Source organism: Myxococcus sp. MISCRS1 (assembly GCF_026626605.1).
GTDB lineage: Bacteria > Myxococcota > Myxococcia > Myxococcales > Myxococcaceae > Myxococcus > Myxococcus fulvus.
This window is the reverse complement of record NZ_JAPNKB010000001.1, coordinates 6,384,027-6,403,531: the sequence shown is the minus strand read 5'-3', so window position 1 is coordinate 6,403,531 and position 19,505 is coordinate 6,384,027. Positions and strand designations below refer to the sequence as shown.

General features: G+C 70.1%; 16 protein-coding genes. 6 read left to right on the top strand and 10 right to left on the bottom strand.

The features are described 5' to 3' along the window. Position 1: 1 nt before the first annotated feature. From OWM54_RS25490 to dapE, 3 genes are all read right to left on the bottom strand, one after another. Positions 2 to 760: a LytR/AlgR family response regulator transcription factor gene (locus OWM54_RS25490; RefSeq protein WP_267699184.1), complete on the bottom strand. Its 759-nt coding sequence runs from the start codon at positions 758 to 760 to the stop codon at positions 2 to 4. Next, positions 757 to 1,899 (bottom strand): sensor histidine kinase, encoded by a 1,143-nt coding sequence (locus OWM54_RS25485; protein WP_267699183.1) that lies wholly within the window; start codon positions 1,897 to 1,899, stop codon positions 757 to 759. The genes OWM54_RS25490 and OWM54_RS25485 overlap by 4 nt, the downstream gene beginning before the upstream one ends. A gap of 72 nt (positions 1,900 to 1,971) precedes the next feature. Then, positions 1,972 to 3,054, bottom strand: a complete 1,083-nt coding sequence (dapE, locus tag OWM54_RS25480; RefSeq protein ID WP_267699182.1) for a succinyl-diaminopimelate desuccinylase — start codon at positions 3,052 to 3,054, stop codon at positions 1,972 to 1,974. A gap of 193 nt (positions 3,055 to 3,247) precedes the next feature. Here dapE and OWM54_RS25475 point away from each other — a divergent pair, with 193 nt between their 5' ends. Together OWM54_RS25475 and OWM54_RS25470 are read left to right on the top strand one after the other, a co-directional pair. Further along, the gene (locus OWM54_RS25475; RefSeq protein ID WP_267699181.1) at positions 3,248 to 4,696 is read left to right on the top strand and encodes an ankyrin repeat domain-containing protein; all 1,449 of its coding nucleotides are present in this window, start codon (positions 3,248 to 3,250) and stop codon (positions 4,694 to 4,696) included. 287 nt (positions 4,697 to 4,983) lie between these two features. Next, complete coding sequence (locus OWM54_RS25470) at positions 4,984 to 5,208, top strand: hypothetical protein (RefSeq protein WP_267699180.1); 225 nt, start codon at positions 4,984 to 4,986, stop codon at positions 5,206 to 5,208. Between the two features lie 33 nt (positions 5,209 to 5,241). Here the strand turns inward: OWM54_RS25470 and OWM54_RS25465 are convergent, their stop codons facing one another. The 4 genes from OWM54_RS25465 to OWM54_RS25450 form a co-directional block, all read right to left on the bottom strand. Beyond that, entirely contained in the window at positions 5,242 to 6,999 is a 1,758-nt protein-coding gene (locus OWM54_RS25465; protein ID WP_267699179.1) for a hypothetical protein, read from the bottom strand. 105 nt (positions 7,000 to 7,104) lie between these two features. Beyond that, positions 7,105 to 7,743, bottom strand: coding sequence for a cupin domain-containing protein (locus OWM54_RS25460; RefSeq protein ID WP_267699178.1), 639 nt, complete (start codon positions 7,741 to 7,743; stop codon positions 7,105 to 7,107). A gap of 67 nt (positions 7,744 to 7,810) precedes the next feature. After that, complete coding sequence (locus tag OWM54_RS25455) at positions 7,811 to 8,635, bottom strand: 2,3,4,5-tetrahydropyridine-2,6-dicarboxylate N-succinyltransferase (protein ID WP_267699177.1); 825 nt, start codon at positions 8,633 to 8,635, stop codon at positions 7,811 to 7,813. A gap of 54 nt (positions 8,636 to 8,689) precedes the next feature. Beyond that, a complete protein-coding gene (locus OWM54_RS25450) occupies positions 8,690 to 9,040 on the bottom strand; it encodes a hypothetical protein (RefSeq protein WP_267699176.1) in 351 nt (116 codons plus the stop codon). Positions 9,041 to 9,247: 207 nt separating this feature from the next. On the opposite strand from OWM54_RS25450, the gene OWM54_RS25445 reads away from it, so the two are divergent. Then, the gene (locus tag OWM54_RS25445; RefSeq protein ID WP_267699175.1) at positions 9,248 to 11,644 is read left to right on the top strand and encodes a carbohydrate-binding domain-containing protein; all 2,397 of its coding nucleotides are present in this window, start codon (positions 9,248 to 9,250) and stop codon (positions 11,642 to 11,644) included. A gap of 22 nt (positions 11,645 to 11,666) precedes the next feature. Further along, positions 11,667 to 13,337 carry a DUF1501 domain-containing protein gene (locus tag OWM54_RS25440; protein WP_267699174.1) on the top strand — a complete coding sequence of 557 codons (1,671 nt, stop codon included), beginning with the start codon at positions 11,667 to 11,669 and terminating at the stop codon, positions 13,335 to 13,337. 64 nt (positions 13,338 to 13,401) lie between these two features. On the opposite strand, the gene OWM54_RS25435 is transcribed toward OWM54_RS25440, so the two are convergent. Continuing rightward, positions 13,402 to 13,638 (bottom strand): Rdx family protein, encoded by a 237-nt coding sequence (locus OWM54_RS25435; protein WP_228557089.1) that lies wholly within the window; start codon positions 13,636 to 13,638, stop codon positions 13,402 to 13,404. 129 nt (positions 13,639 to 13,767) lie between these two features. Between OWM54_RS25435 and OWM54_RS25430 the strand changes: the two genes are divergently transcribed. After that, entirely contained in the window at positions 13,768 to 15,210 is a 1,443-nt protein-coding gene (locus OWM54_RS25430; protein ID WP_223749670.1) for a pyridoxal phosphate-dependent decarboxylase family protein, read from the top strand. On the opposite strand, the gene OWM54_RS25425 is transcribed toward OWM54_RS25430, so the two are convergent. Then, positions 15,188 to 17,683 carry an ATP-binding protein gene (locus tag OWM54_RS25425; protein WP_267699173.1) on the bottom strand — a complete coding sequence of 832 codons (2,496 nt, stop codon included), beginning with the start codon at positions 17,681 to 17,683 and terminating at the stop codon, positions 15,188 to 15,190. The genes OWM54_RS25430 and OWM54_RS25425 overlap by 23 nt on opposite strands. 200 nt (positions 17,684 to 17,883) lie before the next feature. Here OWM54_RS25425 and OWM54_RS25420 point away from each other — a divergent pair, with 200 nt between their 5' ends. Continuing rightward, the gene (locus tag OWM54_RS25420; protein ID WP_267699172.1) at positions 17,884 to 18,603 is read left to right on the top strand and encodes a glycosyltransferase family 2 protein; all 720 of its coding nucleotides are present in this window, start codon (positions 17,884 to 17,886) and stop codon (positions 18,601 to 18,603) included. Positions 18,604 to 18,718: 115 nt separating this feature from the next. On the opposite strand, the gene OWM54_RS25415 is transcribed toward OWM54_RS25420, so the two are convergent. Further along, positions 18,719 to 19,408 (bottom strand): hypothetical protein, encoded by a 690-nt coding sequence (locus tag OWM54_RS25415; protein ID WP_267699171.1) that lies wholly within the window; start codon positions 19,406 to 19,408, stop codon positions 18,719 to 18,721. Positions 19,409 to 19,505: the final 97 nt, after the last annotated feature.

The following is a 19,505-nucleotide window of genomic DNA, read 5'->3' as shown; positions in this document are numbered from 1 at the left end:
CTCACAGCGGATGGCCGAGCACCTGCTCCAGCCGGGTCCGGTACGTGCGGCTCAGCGTCAGCTCCTGGCCGTCCTTCAGTACCAGCCTGTGGTCCCCGGAGAGCGTGGGGGACAGGGAGACAATCCGGTCCACGTTCACGAGCGCCGAGCGGTGTATCCGCGCGAACCGCCGTGCCGGCAGCCGTCCCTCCAGCTCCGCCATCGTCTCGCGCAACAGATGTGTCTCCGTGCCGACATGCAGCGTGACGTAGTTCCCCGCGGACTCCACCCAGTCCAGGTCCTCCACTGGCACGAGCAGCGTCCGCGTCGCCGACTTCACCACGAGCCGCTCCGCGGGCTCCGGCTTCAGCTCCTGGAACATCCGCTGGAGCTGCTGCCTCAAGTCCCCCGCAGGCGCCGTCAGTCGCTCCCGCACCCGCGTCAACGTGCGCCGGAAGCGCTCCACCGTGAACGGCTTGAGCAGGTAGTCCACCGCGGCGGCATCGAACGCGCGCAACGCGTGCTGCGGCCATGCCGTGACGAAGACGACCACGGGAGGCGGTGTGTGCCCCAGCTCCGCCAGCACGCCGAACCCGTCCCGCTCCGGCATCTCCACATCCAGGAACACCAGCGCCGGCCGCTCGCGCGACAGGAGCTCCAGCGCCTCCTGCCCGTCCCCACACTCCACGACGGGATGCAGGTCCGTCTCCGAGGCCAGCAGCGTCCGCAGTCGCTCGCGCGCCAGCGGTTCGTCATCGACGATGAGCGTGCGCACCGTCATGCCCGCGTCCTCCGATAGGGCAGAGAGAGCGAGAGGAGGAACCCGCTCGGCGCACGCGCCTTCCACGTCACCGACTGCTCGGCACCGTGCAGTCGCTCCAGTCGCGCCCGCGTGGCCCCCAGCCCGATTCCCTCTTCCAGCTCGGTACGCCCCGCTGGCGGCCCCACGCCGTCGTCCTCCACCTCCAGCGCGAGCCTCGCACCATCACGCCGGACCCGGACCCAGACCTTCCCGGGTCCCCTGCGCGGCGCGATGCCGTGTCGGATGGCGTTCTCCACCAGCGGCTGGAGCAACAACGACGGCACCAGCGCGTCCCTCGCGTCCTCCGCCACGTCGACGTCCACCTGGAGCCGGTCCGAGAAGCGCGTGCGCTCGATGTCCAGATAGGGCGAGAGCAGCTCCAGCTCCTCCGAGAGGGGGACCTCGTGTCGCCCGTCGCGCTCCAGGCTCGCGCGCAGCAGCTCGCTCAGCTGCCCCACCATCCGGTCCGCCGACTCCACGTCCCGGTGCATCAGCGCGGAGATGGCGTGCAGCGTATTGAACAGGAAGTGCGGCTGGAGCTGGCTGCGCAAGAGCTGCAACTGGGCCTGCGCGAGCTGCGCCTCCAGCTGGGACGCGCGCACGGCCTCCTCGCGCATCCGCCGGGCGTACGCCACCGCGGCCTCCATGCCCACCAGGGAGAAGTAGATGAGCAGGTCGAAGTCCGTCGTCTTCGACGCGATGAACAGGAAGTAGGTCCACGCCGCGGACGCGCCGCCGCTGACCTCCACCACCAGCCACTCGCGCAGCACCGCGAACAGCCCCAGCGCCAGCACCGCGAACCCCACGCCGGGCACCAGGTGCAGCAGCAATTGCACGAACCACGGCCGGCCCGTCGCGCGAACCCGGCGCGCCACCGCCAGCACGAACGGCGTGAGCGCCGCCCAGGCGTACCAGACACACGCCCCCGTCAGCAGGGCCTCCCCCAGACGCGGCGGCTCCCCGTGCGAGGCGCGGTACACGAAGAGCTGCGCTCCATAGAGCAGCGCGAGCACCGTGTAGCCGGCGCAAATCACCACGGGCCAGAACCACCGGGAGGACAGCCCCCACCGAGCCTCGGTGGACGAGGCCTCGGCGGAGGACACGGGACTCCATGACACGGTCGGGCTCGTCGACATGGTGGACCGCGTGGACTCTAGTCCGCCCACGCGCCCTTTGCCGAAGCCCGCCCCTCAGCCCTTGAGGAACGCCGCCAGCTTCTCGTACGCCACCGCGAGCGGAGCAATCGGTGCGCTCTCGTTGGCCTGGTGCGCCTGCGCCGTCTCGCCGGGCCCGTAGTTGATGGCGTCCACACCCCACTCACCGAAGCGGGCCACGTCCGTCCACGCCTGCTTCGACGCGGCGGGCAGCCCGGTGATGGCCAACAGCTTCTGGAACAGCGGGTTGCTCGCCACCACGGGGCCGCTGGGTGAGGCATCCGTGATGATGACCTCCGCCCTCCCCGCGACGAGCGCGTGCACGTCCGCCTTCGCCTGCTCGATGCTCTTGCCCGGCGCGAAGCGGTAGTTGAGGTTCAGCTCGAACGACTCGGGGATGACGTTGCGCGCGCGGCCACCCTTGGCGAGCGTGGCGTTGATGACCTCATAGAAGCGGAAGCCCTGCACATCCACCTCCACCCGCTGACGCGCCAGGAGCTCCGTGAGGAACGGGCCCGCCTTGTGGATGGCGTTCTCCCCCTGCCACGGCCGCGCCGAGTGCGCGCTGCGTCCGCCGAAGCGCACCGTCACCTGCATGGAGCCGACACAGCCCACCTGCACCTCGCTGTCCGTGGGCTCCATCGCGATGCCGAACTTCACCTTCGCCAGGTCCGGGCGCGCCGCGAACAGCGGGATGAGGCCGCTCTCCGCATACGCGCCCTCCTCGCGCTCGTAGAAGAGGAAGGCCAGGTTGACCGGCAGCGTGTCGCGACGGAGGTCCTCCGCCAGCGCCATCATCACCGCGAGCCCACCCTTCATGTCCGAGGCGCCCAGGCCGAAGACGCGCTCACCCTCGATGCGAGGCTCACGGCCCTGGTCACTCGGGTGCGCGGGCACCGTGTCCAGGTGACCGATGAGCGCCACCGTGGGACGAGGGTCCTCCAGTCGACCGAGCAACAACGTGTGCCCCACGCGGAAGACCTCCCCAGGTGGGAAGTGCTGGAGCGCCCAGCGCTCGACGAAATCCGCGATGGGGCCTTCCTGCGTGATGGGACTGGAGATGCGGCACAGCTCGAGCGTCGTGCGGGCGAGCCTCGTGGCGAGGTCTTGAGAGGACATGCGGACACCACCATAACCCCACCCCCTCCCCCTTCGCTGGCCTCCCCACTCTCCGACAACGAACCGGTCTCCCCAGGACTCCGGAGCCTCCGGATTGACGCCCGGTGATTCCGACGTCTCACCCCAAGGCAGGGCGTGACACTGATCGCGCGTTCACCGAAGCTGCCCCCGCCCCCAGTCCTCCGAGGATGAAATGTCGTCGAACAGCGAAGCGACCCAGGCCCTGCTCTCCCTCTGCGGCGACAAGCGCCGGTGGAAGACGGAGCTCACGGTGGACGCGGTGAAGAAGCTGATTGCCGACGGCGCGGACGTGAACGCTCGGGACGTCCATGGCCAGAGCGCCCTGCACCACGCCGTCCAGGGGCAGTACCAGAAGGGGGATCCGCTCCCTGACGTCGCGGTGGTGCGCGCGCTCATCGAGGCGGGCGCGGATGTGAATGCGCGGGACAACCACCAGCAGACGCCGCTGACCCGCGCCTTCCCCTCGGAGAAGACCCCGGAGAACGAGGCGCTGGCGCTGGAGCTCATCGCCCTGCTGAAGGCCGCCGGAGGGAAGGTGCCCTCGGACGTGGTGGACGGGAACGGCGCCGCGTTCCGCTGGACGACCGCCAGGCTCCTCAAGGAGGTGCTCAACGCGGGGGCCCGCCTCGACGCGCGCAACGAGCGGGGCGGGACGCCGCTCCACAGCGCTGTGATCTCCGGAGACCCCGACGTCATCCAGCTGATGCTGGAGCGCGGCGCCGAGGTGAACGCCATCGACGGCCAGGGCCGCACGGCGTTGGGCATCGCCCTGCGCACCAAGGAGGAGGTCTGGGTCGCGCACAACAAGCGGACGGCCGGGTTCAACGCCGTCATCCAGGCGCTGGAGGCCGCGGGCGGCAAGGCCAGCGTCTCCATTCCCCTGAGCAATGACCTCTTCGCCCCCTACCCCGTCGACGAGGCGGCGTTCCGCGGGGCCCTGACGGAGAAGAAGCAGAAGCTCTCGTTCAAGCACGCCATCGCCTCCGCGCAGGAGGCCATCACGGGGCTGCACGGCTACGGGGACCCGGCCGCGGCTCTCGCCAAGCTGGAGACGCTGCGGGACACGCTCACCGCGCCGCCCAGGAAGGTCCACCTGAAGGAGTCGCTGAACATCCGGAGCGCCTTCTTCCACCACGGCGACCTGGAGGTGGACGGCGACCTGGACATCGGCCGGCCGTTCGCGGTGACGGGTGACGTCATCGTTCACGGCGTGGTGTGGGACTCGGGCAACGACTCGCTGGTGCACATCCTCGGCAAGCTGAAGTGCCACGGGCTCTACACGAGCGGCGAGTTCAGCGTCGCCAAGGACATCGAGGCACGCGACGTGGTGCTCGGCTACTACAACGACCACCTGCTCTCGGCGAACACCATCCGGGCCCGCGTCGTCATCGAGGATGACCACGCCTTCGATGCCCGCACCGAGGCGCAGCACCACTTCGACATCGACACCTACGCGCAGGGCTACGGCGACGGCGTGGCGGAGGAGCTGAAGGCCATCTTCGTCGACGAGGTCTTCGAGACCGCCGAGGAGGCGGACGAAGAGGACGGCGAGCCGGCCCGCATCGACAAGGGCGCGCTCTTCCACCGCATCAGCAAGGGCCTGCCCGTCTTCCGCGAGTAGGGGCCGCGACCGACTCGCCCATGACCTGGAACTCCGGCGCGCGCAGGTAGCCCGACCGCCCCTGCGCGACTACACATTCATCGAGTACTGAAATTCTCGCAGCCCTCCCGGCCAACGCTTCAATCAATAACCAACACATCGGCAATATTCACCATCAGAAAACACAAACAAAACCACGAGAGGAGGCATCATGACACGGCCTTTCACTCGGCACTCTGGGTGATGAGGGCTCGCTTGGGTCAATCGACCCAGGCGATGGCAGCGTTGCACACCTAAAAGGACACACAATGACCAAGAAGCTCTTTGGATTGCTGGCGATGGCGTCTCTGCTCATTCCTGCATGGGGCTGCGGAGCTCCCACTGCACAGGAAATGGATGAGGCGGCCATCCAGGAGCACCTGAGCAGGCATGAACATGTCGTGTCCTCCTCGTCGATCGTGGTGAGCGAAGGTGAAGGCAACGTCTGTTACTGCAGCGTCTGCGCGAAGCACCACGCACCCGAGTGTCTGTGATTCAGAGAAGGACAGGTCCCCGCCCGGCCTATCTCAGAACGTCCGAATGAAGTCGAGCTCCACGCCGGGGTTCTTCCCGGCGTCGGAGTCCGTCACCGCGGAGGCCGGATTCTCGGGCGCCGCCGGGCTCCCCGCCGCCTGCCACGCGGACACGTGACGGAAGGAGTTCGCGTCGAAGCCCGACAGTATCAGCACGTTGGGCACCCGCGACGGCAGCGGCGAGGCGTCATAGGCCGCCAGGTTCCACAGCACCACGTCCACCGGCCCCAGCGCGCGGTGCCACGCCTGGAGCGCGGCCTGCAGCGGCGGCACGCTCGCGTCGAACGCGACGTCATGCTCGCGCAGCCACGCCACCTTCGCCGGAGACATCATCTGCGCCTCCGGCGGATGGAACTGCATGTCGGAGAAGAAGTAGAGCGTGCGCGGCCTCGGTCGGGACGGCTTCTCCAGTAGCTGGGAGACCAGGTTCACCACCGAGTTCGCCACCTGCGTACCACCCCAGCCCTTCCCCTCCCGCAGCTTCGTCGCCAGGTCGAACACCTCCTGCTCGGGCCGACGCTGCTCGATGAAGACATCGTCGGAGAACGTCGCCGCGTACCCCAGCTCGCGCGCCATCACCGCCGACAGCACCACCGCCACGTCTCCCACCTTCGCGGTGCTCTTCGCGCCGCCCAGCGCCGCGTCGAACATGGAGCCGGAGATGTCCGCGAGCCCCAGGCTCAACCCCTGTGGCAGCAATCCCTCACACACCCGCTCCAGGATCGCCTCGAACACGGGCGCGAGCGCGGGCACCGCCTCCGCGTGGAACTTGAACGTGTCGCCCGAGTAGTTCGCGCGGGCGCTGCCATTCATCGCCGCCAGCCAGCCCATGTACACCTGATGCGGCCACAGGCCCGCGAAGCGTCGTCGCCGCGCCTCCGCCAGGAGCACCTCCACCGGGATGCCCGCCAGGTGCATGGCCCGCAGGTAGCCCTTGAAGGCCAGGTCCGGCAGCAGCCCCGGCACGTCCAGCACGCGCCGCCACGTCTCCTCGGTCGACCCCATGAAGGACAGCGCCTGCTCCGTCGACAGGCGCCCGTTCACGAAGTGCTCCACGCTCGCGTCACCGCCGAAGAACGCGCGCCGCGCATCCAGCAGCTCAAGCCCCGCCGCCAACGGCCCGCGCTCCCGCGTGGGCGCATGCAGGTACCGGTAGAGCTTCAGCGTGCGCTCATCCAGGTGCGCCTTCGCCACGCCCATCGCATCCACCAGCCGCAGGCTCGCGCGCTGACCGTTCTTCCGACGCCGCGCCACCGGGAACTGTCGACGCGCGTACTTGAGCAATTGATACACATCCATCCCCGCCAGCGCCCGGGCCATGCCCTTGCGCGCCGCGGGCGGCACCTCGCCCAACCCCAGGTTCTCGAAGTGCGTCAGGAACAGCACCACGTCATCCGCGCGGTGCTGGAGACACCGGAACGTGTACTCCTCCGTGAAGGGCCCCTCCGGGTCCGCCGCCGCGAGGATGGCCGGCGCCACGCTCCCCTGGATGCGGTTGCCCTTCCCCTTCACGGGGTCCCTCATGTACGCGCCGAACTTCCAGCCGAAGCCGCGCTCGTGTCGCTCCGCCGCCAGCAGCGCCGCCGCGTAGGAGCGGATCTCCCCCACCTGCGTCCGGTAGAAGGACTCCTCCAGCAGCGCCGCGCCCTTGGTGAAGGTCAGGTGCAGCAGCGGGTCTGTCTTCGACAAATCGAAGGCGACGGCCCCCTCGTGCGTCAGTGAACCCACGACGTCACGCAGCACCCGAGGCATGTCCCCTCCGACCGGAGAAAAAAGTCGGCGCCCCATCCCCGTGGCAAGCCAACAGGGATTCATGGACGAAGTAGGGGCGCCAGATGCCCGAAAGCCTAACCGGACTCAGCCCTCCGGCGCGAGCTCATCCTCGAACTCCGTCGCGCCCTCCAGCAGCGACGCGCAAAGACACGCGGGGCCCTGCAACGCGGTGAAGCCATGCGAGCTGCCCTCCAGCTTGTCGAGCGTCTCACCGGGCCACACCTCGTGCCCGCCGTCCTCGCGCAGCCCACCCTCCAGCACCAGGTTCCACTCGCGCCCCAGGTGCGTGTGACGCGGATAGCGCACGCCCGGGTGGAGCCGCAGCACCGCGGCCATCATCCCCTCGCGCGCGGGCCCCGTCTCCACCGGGAACAGCTCCGAGCCCTCCACCGGCCCCGGCATCCACAGCGACGCGTCCTCCAGCGACTCGAGCAGCGCGCTCGCCCGCTCCCGCGTCACGTCGAAGAAGGCCGCCAGCTCTTGCGCGAAGCGCTCCAGCCGGCGCGGCCCCTCCATCCGAGCCAGCACCCCGGCCAGCACCCCGACCGGCGGCTCCACGGGCGACTCCAGCGCCAGCAGGCCCCCGCGCACCGAGGCCAGGCGGTCGGCCTCGACCCGGCAGCGCTCGCACGCCGCCAGGTGTCGCTCCAGGGCCTCCCGAGAAGAGGAGTCCAGCGTCCCCAGTGCCCACTCGGCCAGGATGTCGTCGAGGTGCTCCGTCATCGCGTCCCATCCCGTCCCATCACACGGGCACTACGGAAGCCGCCGCCCTGGTGGATTTCCCTGGGGGCTACACCGCCACCGCGAAGTCGCGGAGGGCCGAGTTGAGGCTCGTCTTCTTGTCCGTGGACTGTGTCCGCTGGCCGATGATGAGCGCGCACGGCACCATGTACTTGCCTGCGGGGAACTGCTTCTCGCGCATGCCCGGAATCACCACGCTGCGCGCAGGGACGCGGCCCTTGTAGACGCGCTCCTCGGGGCCGGTGACGTCGATGATTTGCGTGGACGCGGTGAGCACCACGTTGGCGCCCAGCACCGCCTCCTCCTCCACCACCACGCCCTCCACCACGATGCAGCGGCTGCCCAGGAAGGCGCGGTCCTCGATGATGACGGGAGACGCCGTGGGCGGCTCGAGCACCCCGCCCAGCCCCACGCCACCCGACAGGTGCACGTCGCTGCCCACCTGCGCGCAGCTGCCCACCGTGGCCCACGTGTCCACCATGGTGCCCGCGCCCACGCGCGCGCCGATGTTCACGTAGCCGGGCATCACCACCGCGCCCCGCTCCACGAAGGCCCCGTAGCGCACCGTGCCCGGCGGGACGACCCGCACGCCCGCCTTGTCCAGGTTCTTCTTCAGCGGGACCTTGTCGTGGAACTCGAAGGGCCCCACCTCCATCACCTTCATCTCCGACACGGCGAAGAACAGGAGGATGGCCTCCTTGACCCAGGCATGGACCTTCCAGCCGTCCAGGCCCTTCTCCGCCACGCGCAGCTCGCCCGCGTCCAGCCGCGCCACCGTCTCGCGCACGGCGGACACGAAGTCCGCATCCTTGAGCTTCGTCCGGTCCGCGAACGCGGCCGAGACCTTCTGGGACAGTTCCTCGATGGGCAACATGGCGCCACCTTGAAGCACACTTCGGCGCGCCGCGCCGCACCAACCTGCCCGCCCTCAGGGGTGGGACGCGTCCGGCTCCGACGCCTGGCTTGCGTCCGGTTCAATCAGGCCCGAGGGCTCCGCCAGGGGGAGCGTCTGCGTGGTGATCTCCCCATGCAGCGTCCGGGGCGCCACCTCCGCCGTGTGCCCCCGTCCCTCCAGTTCCACCGCGCCCCGTGAAACATGTCTCACCCGGTCCATGGGCACCTCGCCCCAGGTCCGGCTGAAGGGCCAGCGACGCACGTAGAGGTGTGTGTCGCTCAACAGCGCCACGTATCCCAGCAGCGCGCCACCCTCGTCGCGCACGCGCATCCCTCGGGTGATGGAGCGCCGCTCGTAGGGCGACGCCGTCTCGGGCCAGGCCATGCGTTCCACCTCCTGCCCCCAAGGTGCACCTCCTCTTGCCCACAGAGGAGCATCCCTCGCGCGCTCGCTTCCTCGCCTGCTCCAGGCAACTTGAACCCCAAGTATTCGATAACTCTCTGTTTTGTCGCGTTGAGCAGTGTCCACAACTGGTCAATGGACCCCTGGCCGTGCCAGCATCGGGTCACCCCTCACCCCCCTGGAGGGCACATGAGCGCTACCCCCTCGCGCCCGTGGAGCCTCGCCGTGGCAGTGCTCGCGTCGTTCGTCGCCGGATGCCTTGGAGAGGCGACGCTCGACATGCAAGGTCTGCCGGGCCCCGGCAACCCCAACCCCCAGCCGCCGCCGGTGCAACAGGACGGCACGCTCGACTGTGATTTGGACCGGGTGCCGGCGGGCGTGACGCTCGCGAGCATCGCCTCCGACTTCGAGCGCGAGGTGCACCCGGCCCTGGTGCGCCCGGTGTCCGGCTGCATCTCCTGTCACGCGACGACGAGCGGCCGGCTCTTCAAGGTGGGCCTCAACGGCGTGGAGAACTTCTACGCCATCCGCGCCGCCGGCTACCTCACGCCCGCGTCGGGCTCCATGCTGTCGCGCCTAGTGACGACGGACGAGAGCGCGCGCATGCCGCGCGGCGAGCCGGCGTGGAACGCGCGCGAAATCGCCGCGGTGGCCGCGCTCACCTGCCAGCTCAAGGCGGTGGAGACGCGCCAGCCTTCGTCGCGTCCGGACGAGGAGTTCCCGCCGGCGCTGCTGGAGCCCTACCGGGGCCCGTCCGTCGCCACGTATGACAATCCCTTCCTGGGCTTCGAGCAGCTCAAGGGCAAGGTGAAGGCCGTCTTCAACGACGACTGGGTGCGCGGCGGACAGGACCGCTTCGCGCAGAACGTGGGCCTGCTGGGCGGCGTGGACTACAAGGACCACTTCGTCGAGGCGCGCGTCGCCACGGCCGACTTCTTCCTGGGCCTGGATGACCTGTCGCGCGACGTGTGCCTCACGGCCGCCACCCACAAGACGGGCCCCTTCACCGGCCTGGACCTGGCACAGCCGCTGACGGACATCCCCGCGCCCACCACCAAGACGTACGAGATGGAGGCCGCCGCGCGCGACGGCACCACCATCCCCGCGGGCACGCAGATTCTCGCGAGCACCGGCGGCAAGTCCGGCACCACCGGCTGGAACCTCTACACCACCGGCACCCTCACCACGCTGCAGCCCTACGCCTTCCCCGCGTCCGCCACCTACCGCTTCACGGTGAAGGCCAAGGGGGACTTGTGCGGCCCGGACCTGCCCAACATGCAGCTCAAGGTGGACGGCGTGCTGGTGAAGGAGTGGAGCGTCGGCAACAACACGGCCTACGCGGACTTCGTGCACACGCAGGCCGTCGCCGGCGGGGACCACCTCCTCACGGTGGGCTTCACCAACGACTACGGCGAGACGGGCGTCTGCGACCGCAACCTGCACGTGGACGCGCTCGTGGTGTACGGCCCCACGGAGGCCGCCACCGGCACCCAGCGCGCGGACGCGGCGAAGGCCAAGGTGGACACGCTCTACCGGCGGATGCTGTACCGCGCCTCCACCCCCGAGGAGCGCGCCAACGGCTACGCGCTGGTGACGGACCTGCTCGGCATCGAGGCCAACGCCACCAAGGCCTGGAGCGGACTGTGCGAGGGCCTGATGCGCGCGCCCGACTTCCTCTTCACGCTGCCGCCCTCGTACGAGCGCTTCACGGGCAAGGAGCGCGAGCGGCTGCTCTTGGTGAAGCTGGCCATGGACCTGCTGGGCAGGCCGCCGTCCGCGCAGGACTTCACCGCGCTGGAGGGGGGACAGAAGTCGTGGGAGGCCATGGTGGACGGCTACCTGGCCTCGGCGGACTTCCGGACGAACTACTTCAAGCGCATGCGCGTGCGCACCGAGAGCGAGGGCACGCCCGACACGGACGAGCCCGCGCGGCTGTGGACCTTCCTGGTCGAGCAGGAGCGGCCGTTCGGGGAGCTGCTCACCGGCGACTACTCGGTGGACGGAAGCTTCCAGCAGGTGACGCGCCCCCCGCAGCACGGCAAGACGGGCGTGCTCACGATGAAGGGCTTCATCAAGAACAAGCCGGGCCTGCCGCACTACAACTACGCGGCGCGCGTGATGACGGACTTCATGGGCACGATGTACGAGGTCCCCGCCGAGGTCTTCGACATGCGCGGCGCGGCCACCGCGTCCTCCACCGTGGACCCCAGCAGCATCTGCTACTCCTGCCACCAGACGCTCACCCCGCTGGCGCACCAGCGCCTGCGCTGGGACGACGAGGGCAACTACCGCACCCAGGACGAGCAGGGCGTCACGCTGGACGACACGGACAGGAACCTCGCCGCCACCTATGCCTTCAAGGGCCAGGGCATGGAGGCCTTCGCCACGCAGGCGGTGAAGAAGGAGGCCTTCGTGCGCCGCACGCTCAACGCCCAGTTCGCCCTGCTGTTCGGCCGCGAGATGCGCCACGAGCAGGACGAGCGCGCCATCTACAAGCGCCTGTGGGACGTCAGCCACGAGCACGACGGCAACCTCAAGGCCGTGCTCAAGACCCTCGCCACCTCTCCCGAATACCTGCGCCAGTAGCGCCGCCCAAAGGACCGCCGCCATGAACCGCCGCCGATTCCTCGCGGGCGCCGCCGCGGGCGCCGCCATCAGCACCCTGGACTGGCTCCGCTTCTTCCGCGCCTTCGGAGTGCCCGGGACGAAGAAGGAGCTGGGCTTCGCCGAGGCCGCCGCCGCCGAGGCCGACAACCCCCGCTTCCTCATCTACTGGTTCCAGGAGGGAGGCTGGGACGGGTACTCGATGTTCAACCCCGTCCACACGCCCAACGACTCCATCCGGGTCATCCCCGCGGGCGAACTGCGCCCCACCCCGTCGTGGACGAACCACCGCTACCGGCCCAAGGGCTACGGCGCCACGCCGTCGGACCCGCCGAAGACGCAGGGCAACATCCAGTACGGCTACCTGGCGCAGGACGGCCTGGACCTGTTCCCCGACCTGGCGGTGGTGTCCAGCCACAACGGCAACACCTTCCACTCGGGCGGGCGGTGGGAGTACCACTACGGCAAGTACAGCGCGTCCCTGTCCGGCAAGCGCAACGCGGACGAGCGCACGGTGATGCAGGCGTTCTGCGAGGCGTACGGCACGGGCTTCCTCTTGCCCCACGTCTCGTGGCACCGGTGGCTGTCCGACGGTGAGCTGTCCATCCCGTCCTATCCCGAGGGCACCGGCTACTACGAGAAGCTGGGCCCGGTGCACGCGCACACGCTCTACGGCAAGACGCCCGCGGCGATGCGCGAGCGGCTGGCCTCGTTGGGCAACGTGGCGCAGGGCCAGCGCGACGCGCGCATCCGCCAGTTCACCGACAGCCTGCAGGCGAGCTTCCTGGCGGAGAAGAACAGCGAGTCGGTGCGCGCCTTCAACTCCGCGCTCCAGATTCACCGCGCGCTGACGGCCGGCGGCAGCATCAACCTGGACCCGCGCACGCTGTTCACCGACCCCACGCTGCGCGCCGAGTTCGGAATCACCGCGGCGGACGAGGCCACCGACTCCTCGTCCATCAACGGCAACCCCGCGCGCACCAAGGAGACGCCGAACACCAACGTCCAGGCGTTGATGACGTACGAGATGATGACGAAGGGGCTGTCCATCGGCTTCTTCATCGAGAACCGCGGCCTGCGCCAGTTCGACACGCACCGCGACCGCCGCTCCATCATGAACAACAAGGGCCAGACGGAGCAGCGCGACATGATGCGCAAGAACCTCTGGAACCCGCTCAAGGCGCTGGTGGCGAAGCTCAAGGCCACGCCCTACGGCACCACGGGCAAGAGCTACTACGACTTCACCACCATCGTGCTCGCCTCGGAGATGGGCCGCACGATTCAGGGCGACGTGGAGGGCATCCTCGCCAAGGCGGGCGTGACGGACGCGCAGAAGTACGAGGAGATCATGCTCCAGGACTGCTGCCAGCACTGGCGCGTCAACAGCGTGGCCTTCCTGGGTGGCACCGTGCGCGGCAACACGCAGTATGGCCGCGTGGGCAGCGCGTCCCTGGACGGCATCCCGATGATGCCCAACGGCACGCTGGACCCGGCGTACGACCCGGACACGGGCCTGCTGGTGCCGGGGCGGACCAAGAACGCCACCAGCTTCGTGTCCGACGCCGGCCACGTGTACGCCACGGCGCTCCACCTGTCCGGGTTGGACCCGGCGGCGCTCAAGGCCGCGGGCAAGGGCAAGAACGACCGCCCGCCCATGACGTTCATCAAGCGCTGAAGCGCCCGCATGATGCGGGGCCGCCACCGTCCCTCCGGAGACGGCCCCCAAGGCTCAGGCGACTTCAGGCGTCGAGGACGCGCGCCACCGCGTCCACCACCTCCTGGTCCGTGGGGAAGGCCAGCGACGCCTTCCGGATGACCACCTTGCCGTCGACGGCGACCTCGTAGCTGCCCGACGGCCCGGGCTTCAGCTCCGCCTCCACATCCAGCTCGTCCTTCAACGCGACCGCCGCACGGGCGGCCCTGGGCTTGTAGCCTCAGGAGTTGCAGTACGTAATCGTGACCTTCTTGTCGGCCATGGCGTGTCTCCTCGCGCGGGGCTCGACCCCGTCCCCGAAGAGATAATGCGTTCGCGGCCCGCGAGCCAGCCCACGCCTGGCGCCGGGGACAGGACGCGCGCCGTCCGCGGCGCTAGGTTCTCCTCCGCCATGACGGACTTTCGTGAGCGCATCGCCGCCGCCTATGACGTCGAGTCCTTCCGCCGCGAGGGCCAGCGGCTGGTGGACACGCTGGCGGACTACCTGGCCCAGGCCGAGCGCGGAGAGGGCCTGCCGGTACTGCCCTGGGCCGCGCCCGCGGTGAGTGTGGACCGCTTCCCCGCCGCCTTCCCCGAGGAGCCCACGGGCGACTTCGCGGAGCTGGTGGCGCGCGTGCTCTCCGGCTCCAACCACCTGCACCACCCGCGCTACGTGGGCCACCAGGTGACGGCCCCCGTGCCGCTGGCCGCGCTGTGCGACGCCGTCTCCTCGCTGCTCAACAACGGCATGGCCGTGTACGAGATGGGCCCCGTCTCCACCGCCATGGAGCGCAACGTGCTGCGCTGGATGGCCGCGCGCCTGGGCCTGCCGGAGTCCGCGGACGGCGTGCTCACCTCCGGCGGCTCCCTGGGCAACCTCACCGCCCTGCTCGCCGCCCGCCAAGCCAAGGCCGGCTACGACGCGTGGAACGAGGGCGCCCACGCGGGCCCGCCGCTCGCGGTGCTGGTGCCCGCCACCGCCCACTACAGCCTGTCGCGCGCCCTCCGCGTCATGGGCTGGGGCCAGGGCGGCGCCATCCCCGTCGCCGTGGACGAGCGCTTCCGCCTGCGCCCCGACGCGCTCGGCCCCGCGCTGGAGTCCGCCACGCGACAGGGCCGCAAGGTCATCGCCGTCGTCGCCAGCGCGGGCTCCACCGCCACCGGCGCGTTCGACCCGCTGGAGCCCGTGGCGGACTTCTGCGAGCACCACGGCCTGTGGTTCCACGTGGACGCGGCGCACGGCGCCTCCGCCGCGCTCAGCGCCGCCCATCGCCACCAGGTGCGCGGAATCGCCCGCGCGGACTCCGTCGTCTGGGACGCGCACAAGGGCCTGCTCATGCCCGCGCTGGTGACGGCGGTGCTCTTCCGCGACGGCGCGCGCTCCTTCGAGTCCTTCGCCCAGGAGGCCAGCTACCTCTTCGGCGACACCGAGCGCCCGTGGAGCGACGTGGCCCTGCGCACGATGGAGTGCACCAAGGAGATGATGGCGCTCAAGCTGTACGCCTGCCTGAGCGTGCTGGGCACCCGCCTGTTCGCCGACGCGGTGACGGAGTCCTACGCCCTCACCCGCCGCTTCGCCGAGCGGCTCTCCCAGGCCGGCGACTTCCAGGTCCCCGTCCCGCCCGACTGCAACATCCTCTGCTTCCGCCACACCCCGGGACACGTGCCGCCCGAGGCGTGGGACGCGCTGCAGGCCCGCCTGCGCGAGCGGCTGGTGACGCGCGGAGACTTCTACCTGGTGCAGACGAAGCTGCCCCAGGGCGTGTTCCTGCGCGTCACCGTCATCAACCCGCTCACCACCGACGCGGACCTGGACGCGCTGATGGAGGCGCTCAGGACGGCAGCTCGACGGTGAACTCGCTGCCGACGCCCGGCTCGGACGCCACCGAGACGACGCCGCCCAGCACCGACACCATCTCCCGCACCAGCGTCAGCCCCAGCCCCACGCCCGGCTTGGACTTGTGCTCCAGGGGCTCCAGGTGTGAGAAGGGCTCGAAGATGTGGGCCTGCTCGGCGCGGGGGATGCCAGGCCCGGTGTCGCGCACCCGCAGGCGCCAGCCCTGGGGCCGCGCCTCCACCGCTACCGACACCCCGCCCCGCTCGGTGTACTTCACCGCGTTGGACACCAGGTTGAGCAGCACCATCTGCACGATGCGCGGATCCGTGCGCGCCACTGCCTGCCCCCGGGGCCGGTCCCACTCCAGCGCCAGCCCCTTGCGCCGCGCCTCCAGCCGCGCCTCCTCCACCACCTCGTCCACCACCGCCCCCAGGTCCACCGCCTCGCGCCGCACCACCAGCCTGCCCTCCTCCAGCTGGTTGTACTGGAGCACCATCTCCACCATGTCGCGCAGCCGCAGCGTGGAGCGGTGCATCCGGTCGAACATGTCCAGCGCCCGGGGCGGCAGCCCTCCCAGCTCCCGCTGCAGCGCGTGCTGGGTGAGCTGCAACACCGACAGCGGCGTGCGCAGCTCGTGTGACACCAGCTGCAACAGCGTGCTGCGCGACGCGCTGGCGCGCTCGGTGGTCTCCAGCGCCACCTCCAGCTGCCGCTTGCGCATGCCCAGCTCGCGCGCCATCGCCTCCAGGTCCACCGAGCGCGCGGCGAGCAGCCCCTGAAGCACCTCGCGCGTGCGCTTCATCACGGCCAGGTTCGTCACCCGCGCCACCAGCTCCTCGGACACGAAGGGCTTCACCACGTAGTCCTGCGCGCCGCCGCGCAGCAGGTCCACCCTCAGCGCATCATCCGCGCGCGCGGTGAGCAGCAGGATGGGCGTGGACTCCAGCCCCGGGCGCGTGCGCACCGCGCGCACCAGCTGGTCTCCGCCCATGCGCGGCATCATCAAGTCGCTCACGATGACGTCCGGCAGCATCCGCTCCGCCTTCGCCAGCCCCTCCAGGCCGTCCTCGGCGGTGGCCACCTGGAAGTCCTTCGCCAGCGTGTCCACCACGTAGCGGCGCATCTCCTGGGTGTCCTCCACCACCAGCACGCGCGGCCGGCTCGAGTCATCCGCCCGCGTGGCCACCGCCACCTCGCGCTCGGGCGGCCGCAGCACGTCCAGCTCCGCGCGCGCCGCCTCGACATCCACCTCGTGCGCCGGGGCGTCCGCGCGCGCCGCGAGCTTCACCCCCGTGGGCGCGAGCAGCGGCAGCTCCACCACGAAGCGCGCGCCGCCACCCGGGCGCTCCTCCGCCCAGATGCGCCCCTCGTGCAGCGCCACGAAGTCCCGGGCGATGGCCAGCCCCAGCCCCGTGCCCCCGGTGTCGCGCGTGGTGGCCGCGTCCCCCTGGCGGAAGCGCTCGAAGATGCTCTCGCGATGCTCGGCGGGCACGCCCGGCCCGCTGTCCTCCACCACCAGCCGCCCCTGCCCCGCCTCCGCGCTCACAGCCACGCGGATGTGCCCGCCCTCGGGCGTGAACTTGGCCGCGTTGGACAGCAGGTTGAGCACCACGCGCTCCACCTTCTCCGGGTCCACCTGCGCCGGCAGCATCGCGGGCAAGTCCAGCGCGAAGTCCAGCTTGCGCTCGGCCACCAGCCCCTCGAAGTTCTCCGCGGCCAGCCGCACCAGCCGCGCCAGGTCCACCTCCTCGTACGACAGCCGCATCTGCCCCGCGTCCAGCTTGGCCACGTCGAGCAGCGCGTTGACGTGCCGGAGCAGCACCCGCGCGTTGCGGCGCACCACCTCCAAATCGCGGTGCGCCGCGTCCGGCAGCGTGCCCTGCTGGAGCAGCCGGTCCACCGGCCCCAGGATGAGCGTCAGCGGCGTGCGCAGCTCATGGCTGACGTTGGCGAAGAAGCCGGTGCGCTGCGCCTCGGAGGCCTTCAGCTTCGCGTACAGCGTCTCCAGCTCCCGCGAGCTCTTCTCCAACTGCACCCGGCGCTCCTCGGACAGCCGCGCCGCCTCCGTCACCTCCACCACCCGCCCGCGCAGCGGCACCAGGTACATGCCCGTGGCCACCGAGGCCACCGCCGTCACCACCTTGATGCCGCCCCCCAGGTAGTAGGCCGAGTACCAGACGTTCCACACCTCCATCAGGTGCGTCAGCCCACACGCGCCGATGAAGACCCCGAACGACAGAATCATCCCGCCGAAGGGCAGCCGCGCCCGGCGCACCAGCGCGTACAGCGTCAGCGAGATGAAGAAGTACGCCGAGCCGATGAGGACGTCCGACAGGACGTGCATCGCCACCAGGTCCTGTTTCCACAGGTAGCAGTGCCCGTGTGGCATGTTCCAGGCACCGTAGAAGAAGTCCCGCAGGCCCTCTGTGAGCTGGGAGAACCGCTCCAGGGAAACCGCGCCGCGCACCGCATGTCCGAGCTGGTCGTTCATGGCGTTCCCTTCCACTGTCACGCATGGCGGAGGGCCCCCACGGCTGTTCCCCCCGGAGGAAGTATTCCATGCAAAACAGGTGACTCTTGCCACCCCCCATCTCACACCGGGGCGAGGGGAAAGGGCAGGAGACGTGGGTACACGCGCCGGGTGCTGGACAGTCGCCCCCCGGGTCGAAATGCGATAGAGCCCGAGCCGCCATGCTCGTCTCCCTGGTCATCCCCGTCTACAACGAGATTCCCACCCTGGCGGAGCTGCTGCGCCGCTGCATCGCGGTCGACTTCCCCAAGGAGCTTGTCCTCGTGGACGATTGCTCCCGGGACGGAAGCCGGGAGCTGTTGCAGCAGCTCGCCGAGCAGGGTGTGGGCCTGCTGGGGGGCACGCCGAAGAACCGCAACGAAATCCGGGTGCTGTTCCAGGAGCAGAACCAGGGCAAGGGCGCCGCGCTGCGCAGGGGCTTCGCCGAGGCCACCGGGGACATCATCCTCGTGCAGGACGCGGACCTGGAGTACGACCCGCGCGACATCCCCCGGGTGATTCAGCCCATCCTGGACGGCGAGGCCGACGTCGTCTTCGGCAGCCGCTTCACGGGGACGCCCCGCCGGGTGCTGTACTTCTGGCACACGGTGCTCAACAACCTGCTGACCACGCTCTCCAACATGACGAGCGGGCTGAACCTCACCGACATGGAGACCTGCTACAAGGCCTTCCGCGCCGAGGTCCTGCGCTCCGTCGAGGTGGAGGAGGACCGGTTCGGCTTCGAGCCCGAAATCACCGCCAAGGTGGCCCGCGGCAACTGGCGCATCTACGAGGTGCCCATCAGCTACCACGGGCGCACGTACGAGGAGGGCAAGAAGATTGGCTGGAAGGACGGCGTGCGCGCCCTCTACGTCATCGGCAAGTACGCGCTGAAGCGCTAGTCACGCGCGTCGTCCGGGAAGGTCCCGTCCCCTCGCGGGACAGGGTGACCTCCCGGGTCGTCCGGCGCGGGCCTCGCGTGCACGAGGTCCGCCCGGACACAGTCTCCCTTCACGACTAGCGCCGGGTGCCGCTGTCGCTGGTGCCCGACGGGCCCGCGTTGGTGCCCGTGGTGCCGCCGGAGCCGCTGTTGTCGAGCCCCGCGCCCGAGCCGCCGGTGCCGCCTGTGGTGTTCGGGTTGCCCGTGCTGGTGCCGCTCGCGCCCGTGCCGCCGGTGCCTCCCGGGCTGGTGCCGCTGGTGGCCGGGTCGTTCGTGCTGCTCGTGCCCGACGTATCCGTGGTGTCCGTCCCGCTCGCGCCGCTGCCACCGGAGCCCGTGCCGTTGAGGTCGGAGCCGGTAGTGCCCTGACTGCCGGTGCCGCTGCCACCCGCCCCCGTGCCGTTGAGGTCGGAGCCGGTGCCGCTCGAGCCCGAGCCGCTGACATCCGAGCCGGTGCTGCTGCCCCCCGCGCCCGTGCCGTAGACGCCGGAGCCGGTGCTGCCCGGCTGGGTGCCCGAGCCCTGGACATCGGAGCTGCTGCCGCTGCCTCCGATGCCGTCGTCGCTCGAGCCCGCACCGCCGTGGTCCTGCGTGGCGCCACTCGGGACGGCGTCCTGCGAGCCCCCCGTCATCTCCGTCGTGCGACCCGAGCCCCCTGTGCCCTGCTCGTTGCGTGAATCCGCGGACTGCCGGGACTCACAGGCCCAGCCCAGCGCCATCGCCGGCACCAGCGCGCCAATCAACCACCCTCTTCGGAAATCTTTCATGGTCGTGCTCCCCACCACTGTGGACCTCTCAATGTGAAAACGAGGCGCACGAAGGACAGGGGCGCGGCGGCGGGTGTCGGGCCGTCGCTCGGAGAGC

What these genes read in the sequence shown, in the direction of transcription:
- OWM54_RS25490 (WP_267699184.1), bottom strand. Translation starts at nt 760, where the DNA reads ATGACGGTGCGCACGCTCATCGTCGATGACGAACCGCTGGCGCGCGAG.
- OWM54_RS25415 (WP_267699171.1), bottom strand. Translation starts at nt 19,408, where the DNA reads ATGAAAGATTTCCGAAGAGGGTGGTTGATTGGCGCGCTGGTGCCGGCG.
- OWM54_RS25440 (WP_267699174.1), top strand. Translation starts at nt 11,667, where the DNA reads ATGAACCGCCGCCGATTCCTCGCGGGCGCCGCCGCGGGCGCCGCCATC.
- OWM54_RS25455 (WP_267699177.1), bottom strand. Translation starts at nt 8,635, where the DNA reads ATGTTGCCCATCGAGGAACTGTCCCAGAAGGTCTCGGCCGCGTTCGCG.
- dapE (WP_267699182.1), bottom strand. Translation starts at nt 3,054, where the DNA reads ATGTCCTCTCAAGACCTCGCCACGAGGCTCGCCCGCACGACGCTCGAG.
- OWM54_RS25445 (WP_267699175.1), top strand. Translation starts at nt 9,248, where the DNA reads ATGAGCGCTACCCCCTCGCGCCCGTGGAGCCTCGCCGTGGCAGTGCTC.
- OWM54_RS25470 (WP_267699180.1), top strand. Translation starts at nt 4,984, where the DNA reads ATGACCAAGAAGCTCTTTGGATTGCTGGCGATGGCGTCTCTGCTCATT.
- OWM54_RS25425 (WP_267699173.1), bottom strand. Translation starts at nt 17,683, where the DNA reads ATGAACGACCAGCTCGGACATGCGGTGCGCGGCGCGGTTTCCCTGGAG.
- OWM54_RS25465 (WP_267699179.1), bottom strand. Translation starts at nt 6,999, where the DNA reads ATGCCTCGGGTGCTGCGTGACGTCGTGGGTTCACTGACGCACGAGGGG.
- OWM54_RS25450 (WP_267699176.1), bottom strand. Translation starts at nt 9,040, where the DNA reads ATGGCCTGGCCCGAGACGGCGTCGCCCTACGAGCGGCGCTCCATCACC.
- OWM54_RS25475 (WP_267699181.1), top strand. Translation starts at nt 3,248, where the DNA reads ATGTCGTCGAACAGCGAAGCGACCCAGGCCCTGCTCTCCCTCTGCGGC.
- OWM54_RS25430 (WP_223749670.1), top strand. Translation starts at nt 13,768, where the DNA reads ATGACGGACTTTCGTGAGCGCATCGCCGCCGCCTATGACGTCGAGTCC.
- OWM54_RS25420 (WP_267699172.1), top strand. Translation starts at nt 17,884, where the DNA reads ATGCTCGTCTCCCTGGTCATCCCCGTCTACAACGAGATTCCCACCCTG.
- OWM54_RS25460 (WP_267699178.1), bottom strand. Translation starts at nt 7,743, where the DNA reads ATGACGGAGCACCTCGACGACATCCTGGCCGAGTGGGCACTGGGGACG.